The organism is Flavobacterium urumqiense (genome assembly GCF_900108015.1).
GTDB lineage: Bacteria > Bacteroidota > Bacteroidia > Flavobacteriales > Flavobacteriaceae > Flavobacterium > Flavobacterium urumqiense.
On record NZ_FNVP01000024.1, the window covers coordinates 1 to 6,204 of the forward strand.

Genomic DNA, 6,204 nt, shown 5'->3' on the forward strand with positions numbered 1-6,204 from the left:
GGTCATTTTGCTCCGGAATTGGGTGGTCATTTTGAATTGGAATCAGGTGCTCACTTTAAATTGGAATTGGGTGGTCAATATCACTGGAATTTGCAAACACCCGAAGAAAATAAAAAAATTTCCAGACAGAAATTATACGATTTGGTCTGGTCAAAGCCAATGACGGAATTGGCTAAAGAATACAACATTTCAGATAATGGACTCCGAAAAATATGTAAAAAACTGGACATTCCATTACCTCAATTAGGACATTGGCAAAAATTGCAATATGGCAAAAAAGTAAAAACAATACCACTGCCAAAAGACTTTAAAGGAGAAGAGACCATTACGCTAAACGAGAGAAAAGAAGAAAAAGATAACGAAAACAATGTAATATCAGAATACCACAAACTGCTCAAACAAATCACGGCGGATACTTCACTTTCCTTCGATGTTCCAGATAGGCTTTCAAACCCTGACAAATTAATTAGTGAGGCCAAAGAAAACTTTACTACTGTAGCCAAAGAAAAATACGGCATTTATAGAGGCATAACAACAACTTCAAATGGTATATTAAGCATAAGTGTTGCTCCAAAAAATTGTAGTAGAGCTTTGCGAATTATGGACAAAATGATAAAACTGTTAAAGCAAAGAGGCCATAATGTAATAGTCAAAGAAAATACTACTTATGCTGTTGTCAAGGGGGAACAAATTAAAATCCGACTTAAGGAAAAAATAAAAAGGGTTATAACAAAAGATGAAAAATATAGTTGGAATAATACTGATTACGTTCCAACAGGCATTTTATCATTTAAAATTGATGAGTATCCTGAAAAAGAATTCAATGATACCATCAATCTAACTTTAGAAGAACAATTACCAAAAATCCTGACCAAATTAGAATTGGTTTCAGAACAACTAAAAAAACGACGAGAGGATATAGAAAATAGGCAGAGAGAGTACAGAATAATCAAGGAAGCAGAAGAAGCCATTAAAAAAAGAAAAAGCACCGAAATTGAAAACTTCAAAAAATTGCTGGACGAATCTGAAAGATGTAAAAAAGCGGTAGATATGAGAAACTACATCAAACAAATTGAAAACAACGCAATCAAAGATAATAACCTTTCAGAAAAACTTACCAATTGGATAAATTGGGCAAACAACAAGGCAGATTGGTATGACCCTATTACCAGAAAAGAAGACGAATTATTAAATGAGAATAATATTAACGATATACTAAACCCTAAACAACCAAACTCTTATTACAGATAGACATAAAAAGATATTTCAGCTATAGATAACTCATACAATCAATTAGTTTTATCAAAATAATCATATATAAATTAAAATGGCATCAATTTTATAATTTATGAAACCAAAGAAACACGTTTCCAAAAAGGGCATTGCACTCAAATGTTTTTTGTCACAAATTTTTACTCTTTTTGTTACAATTAAATCAATTATTTTGTCGCAAATATCCCTTATTTTCGCGACAAAATATCAGAAATAATTCAAGTCTACCTATTGAAAACAAAGCGTTTACAAAAACAAAAAAAGCCAACAGGGGTTCGCAAAAAATGATGGGTTTGGATTAAAAAAATAATGCAAAAAGCACTTCCTGAAAAACAATAAAATAAAAAAATAATGAAAATCCAATATTGTTCCGACTTACATTTAGAATTTCCGGAAAACAAAAAGTATATTCTTGATAATCCAATAGAACCAATAGCGGACATACTAATTTTTGGCTGGAGATATTGTGCCTTTTAAAATAATGGATGACCATCAAGATTTCTTCAATTACATTTCAAGACATTTCAAAATGACTTTTTGGATACCTGGAAATCACGAATATTACTATTACAGAGTAGATAATAGTGGCGTTTTGGACACAAAAATTAGAGAGAATATCTTTTTAGTAAACAATTGCATAAAAGAAGTTTCCGGAGTTAATCTAATTTTTTCTACGTTGTGGTCCAATATTTCACAAGCCAAACATTGGACTATTCAACAAGCAATGTCTGATTTTAAAGTAATCAAATACAAGGATCGATTATTTAATGTAGATGATTATAACTTGCTGCACCAAGAGAGCAAAGAATTTCTACAAAAAGCATTAGCAATAAAATCAGACAATAAAACTATTGTTGCAACACACCACGCGCCAACTTTTGTAAATTATCCCGAAAAATATCTCAATAGTAAAATAAACGAAGCTTTTGCGACCAACTTAACGGACTTAATAGTAGACAGCAATATTGATTATTGGATTTATGGACACCATCATTCTAATGTTGGAGATTTCCAAATCGGAAATACTAAATTAGTTACCAATCAATTAGGATGTGTCAAGTATAATGAAAACATTGGATATAATAATAAAGCCATTATTACAATATAGATATTAATAATACAATAAATTGGTATTTAGTATAACAAACCTATACTGGGATAATAAACCAATCAAGTTTATTATGCAATTCTAAGTTTGTCTAACATGGGAATCTATTTTTGGAAGATCAAAAATAAACAAATCATTATTTCAAACAATCGAAGAGAATTCAATTAAATCTTGGCAATTGGTTTCCCTTTTATAGAGGCTTCAACTAAATAGGCAATAAATCTGGCAAAGGGTTCAATATTCTGATCCACACTTGCCTGTTCAAGGGCGTCCATGTAGGTATCTCTTTCTTCAACGGGTATTACGGTCCATGGATAGCCTCCGGAAGACAACATGGCATTCATCAAAAAGCGTCCAATCCGCCCATTTCCATCCATATAAGGATGAATAAAAACAAAAATAAAATGACCCAATACCGCCCGAACCGATGCTTCTTCCTCTTGCTCCAATAATTCAAAAAGAGTAGGCATTACATCTCGTATTCCATCTCTATTTATAGGAACATGTTTAGACTGACCAATATAAACCTGATGTGTTCTATAACCGGCTAAATCAGAAGGCTTCAACAAACCAATGGCAACACTGGGTGCAAACAATTCTCGATACCAGTCTCCATGCTCCTCATCAGCTACTTTTCCGGCATTTTTACCGTCTAAAATTTGACTAACACTTATTTTAACAGCATTAAAGGCTTGCCAATAGCCTCTGGCTGCCATGGCATCACGTTGTTTTCTGTCATCCTCATTTTCTTTAGCATTCCATGTCCCACTTCGAACCCTTTCAATCAGTTCGGGAGTTACTCGGTATTTTTCAATCGATAAAGAGTGATAGGCATCAGTGATATAAATTTCTTCAATACGTTTTAAATAGCCCGCTTTGTCATTAGGTATTCCCAAAGATTTTGGAAAAACGGCAATAACTACCTTTCGCATCTCATGCCACATCAACCGTATTCTGTTAACATAAGGAGACCGTTCCCGAGTCGACAAAGTTATGGGTGTTTTTTGCTCAAACGGATCCACTTCTCTAACATCATAACCCGCAGATTTCATTGTTTTCTGAATGTCATTTGCAATTTTATCCTGACCTATATTTCTAAAAGCACCTATAATTCTTCCGGCTTTTAGGCTATGCCCGCCATCAAGTAGTATTCCTAATAGTTCCGATGCCTCACCAATTAGACTTAAAGCAGTTCTGACATCTGTTGGATTACTTGTAAATAAAGAAGGGGAACAATAAACAATAGAAGAAGCCAAATTTAAAATTCTAAGTCCCTTTATAATCTCAATCGATTCTATGTTCAACAATGGAGATTTCATGGTAAACAAAGTGGTGTTAAAAAGTAAAGGGGTTAGGGAATTATTCCCTTTTGTGGATCGAATAATCATTTGATGAGGTACGGAATCATTCCCGGCATGCATCAACAAGGATTGGTCTGCAGCAACACAATAATCATCTCCATAACGATCTTTTAAATACCTCGAGCAAAACCCCCAATAGGAAGTGTACCAAGAGGTGCTATCTCCTTTTTTTTCATCATGAGGAACAGAGATATACCATCCTTTAAAAACTTCACGAATAAAACCTTGATCTATCAAGCGTTCTTTATGCACCCGACTCAAATCCGTTGCTTTGATACCAACTATTTTTTGGTCCTGCAGCTTTTGAAGCAATTCCAATGATGCAGCTAATTTTTCTCCTGGTGTTGCCATTTAATACCATTTATATTTATTATACTGTTCGATTGTATAATCGGTATAATTTGTGTTTTAAGCATTGTATTATGCTGTGGGTTATTTATTAAATTACGCTGTGTTAATATTATTATATATTGACGTGCGTTTGTTATTATATAATGCAAATATACAAAATGATTTAAAATATAAAGAGGATGAACTGAAAAATAATTGTTTGATAATCTCAAAATAATTAAGATTAGTAACAGAATTAGGAATTTTAAAAATACTGAATCAAAAGGCTCAGGTGCTTTTATGAGTTTGATTAATCGCCTCACAATTGCCCCATTAAAAGTAAAATCAGTTCCAAAACAACATTTCCGTTCCAAACAACACGGGCAATATAGCGGTCTCTCTCCGGTCGTTCTCTTTGTTCCGTTCGGCAGCTCCAGTCAGTCAACCTTACATTTTCACAAGAACGCTTTTGGTAATTAAGCAACTTATTATTTCAATTTAATAATAAGGTTTCCCTCCATTCCGCAGACACAACCCAGCACAAAAAATACAGCAGCTTGAAAATAAGCAGCTGTTTTTTTGCACTGCCTCGTTCCTCATCTCCACACGTTCTCTTCCTGCGTTCGGCAGGGCTTATGCATCCACAATACCGCTTCATTCCGTTACACTCCGCAAGCTGCGTTCCACTGCATTCCAGCAGTATCATGTCTGCCGCCCTTTGTTTTTTCAGCGGTTGCTCCTTCGCACAGCCATCGGGGTTGGCTCCGCTCCCTTCTCATATTTACCCTAATAAATTTTATTCCCATTTCATAATTCATAATTCACAACTCATAATTGACTCGGTCGCTTTGCCCTAAATCAAGGAACGCCATAGGCTGACTTCTATTTTTTTCCCGCCGTTTCACGCTTGCAGTACTACACTCCACTTCTTCCCGCAAAAGGCGGGACTACGCTGCGTTCCCGCCCTGCAGTGGCTGTTCGATTGCCGCAACCCCGCCACGGCGCTCCTCGATAAATATTAATCTCCGCTATCGCTACGATTTATATTTTCTGCGGTGCTTGGGGGTGTTAATTGCCGTTTCCAAAAGAACTCCCTTGAAAAACCTCAACGAGAACTACAGTGCATTTTCTTGAAAAGAAAGAGAAAAAAAATCCAGCAAATTTAGCATCTATTCCTCACTTCCAGTCGGTCGTGCCTTCCTCCATTCCCGTTCGTCATTGCTGCTATTTATAAGGCTTTCTTTTTTTCTCTTTTTTCTTTTCAAAAAAATAAAGTTGAATTTTTTATAACAACAGCTATGCCAAATTTCATCATCAAAACACACAAAAAAGACACTGTTTACAAAGGAAACCAAGTCTTTATCCTTAACAAAGGTTTGAACAGTGGCAAACCTCAAAAAGAGCCTTTCACAAATAGCTTTGTAATCGCCTTTCAAAACGAAGAAGATGCTGAAACAATTTATTGGCTCGCTTACAGTCTTTGGAAATCCAACTTTTGGCATCAATTTTTAATTGGATCCGTAATTCCATTTTTACGCATCAAGGATTTTAAAAAAGATTTCGATTCAAAAGTGAATGAAATGATGCAGGAACACGAGCTGCACCAGAAACAAGTCCAAGCGTTGAGGTTTCTAGAACAAAAGGAAGATCAGTTTCACAAAAACATCAACTTAATAAATGAAATGCGGAGAGTGATTTTGCGCCGTTATTGTAAAAGATAATTGTAGGATAAAAAAAATATTATCAAAAATAACCAGAATATTTTTTTGTTTTTTTTCCTCTTAAAGTCTTAATTTTGGATTCTAAAGATAAATTATAAGCTTCTAGTAATCCCCAAAACACTAAGAAAAACTAAGTGTTAATAAGTTTAATAAAAGATAAATATGAGTTATATTGTAGTTGATATAGAAGCAGATGGACCAATACCTGGAGATTATTCGATGATTTGCTTTGGAGCGGTAATAGTTGATAAAAATCTTGATAAAACCTTTTATGGTAATTTAAAACCAATTTCTGAGAATTTTAATCCTGAAGCATTTATGCTGTACCCATTTTTCAGACAGAAATCTCAACGATTTAAGATAGGTTTTTAGTTTGATATTCTATTATCTTGGTTAAAATCGGAGATAACTT

6 protein-coding genes are annotated in these 6,204 nt (G+C 34.4%); 5 read left to right on the top strand and 1 reads right to left on the bottom strand.

Annotation, left to right across the window (positions count from 1 at the left end; all coding sequences use genetic code 11):
- The 3 genes from C4S35_RS15680 to C4S35_RS15360 all read left to right on the top strand — a co-directional run.
- Positions 1-1,251, top strand: a 1,251-nt coding sequence (locus C4S35_RS15680; RefSeq protein ID WP_104001026.1) for a hypothetical protein, incomplete at its 5' end; no start/stop codon positions are given.
- A 372-nt stretch (positions 1,252-1,623) separates the two neighbouring features.
- Positions 1,624-1,749: a hypothetical protein gene (locus C4S35_RS16235; RefSeq protein ID WP_279627805.1), complete on the top strand. Its 126-nt coding sequence runs from the start codon at positions 1,624-1,626 to the stop codon at positions 1,747-1,749.
- Between the two features lie 4 nt (positions 1,750-1,753).
- Entirely contained in the window at positions 1,754-2,380 is a 627-nt protein-coding gene (locus C4S35_RS15360) for a metallophosphoesterase (RefSeq protein WP_244175298.1), read from the top strand.
- Positions 2,381-2,544: 164 nt separating this feature from the next.
- Here C4S35_RS15360 and C4S35_RS15365 read toward each other — a convergent pair whose 3' ends face one another.
- Positions 2,545-4,092: a Fic family protein gene (locus C4S35_RS15365; protein ID WP_104001027.1), complete on the bottom strand. Its 1,548-nt coding sequence runs from the start codon at positions 4,090-4,092 to the stop codon at positions 2,545-2,547.
- A 1,277-nt stretch (positions 4,093-5,369) separates the two neighbouring features.
- Between C4S35_RS15365 and C4S35_RS15370 the strand changes: the two genes are divergently transcribed.
- Positions 5,370-5,792, top strand: a complete 423-nt coding sequence (locus tag C4S35_RS15370) for a DUF6943 family protein (protein ID WP_104001028.1) — start codon at positions 5,370-5,372, stop codon at positions 5,790-5,792.
- Positions 5,793-5,954: 162 nt separating this feature from the next.
- On the top strand, positions 5,955-6,164 hold the full coding sequence (locus C4S35_RS15375; RefSeq protein WP_208618891.1) for a hypothetical protein: 210 nt from the start codon (positions 5,955-5,957) through the stop codon (positions 6,162-6,164).
- Positions 6,165-6,204 lie beyond the last annotated feature (40 nt).

Coding starts and splice junctions, on each gene's coding strand:
- C4S35_RS15360 (WP_244175298.1), top strand. CDS start 1,754: ATGGATGACCATCAAGATTTCTTCAATTACATTTCAAGACATTTCAAA.
- C4S35_RS16235 (WP_279627805.1), top strand. CDS start 1,624: ATGAAAATCCAATATTGTTCCGACTTACATTTAGAATTTCCGGAAAAC.
- C4S35_RS15365 (WP_104001027.1), bottom strand. CDS start 4,092: ATGGCAACACCAGGAGAAAAATTAGCTGCATCATTGGAATTGCTTCAA.
- C4S35_RS15375 (WP_208618891.1), top strand. CDS start 5,955: ATGAGTTATATTGTAGTTGATATAGAAGCAGATGGACCAATACCTGGA.
- C4S35_RS15370 (WP_104001028.1), top strand. CDS start 5,370: ATGCCAAATTTCATCATCAAAACACACAAAAAAGACACTGTTTACAAA.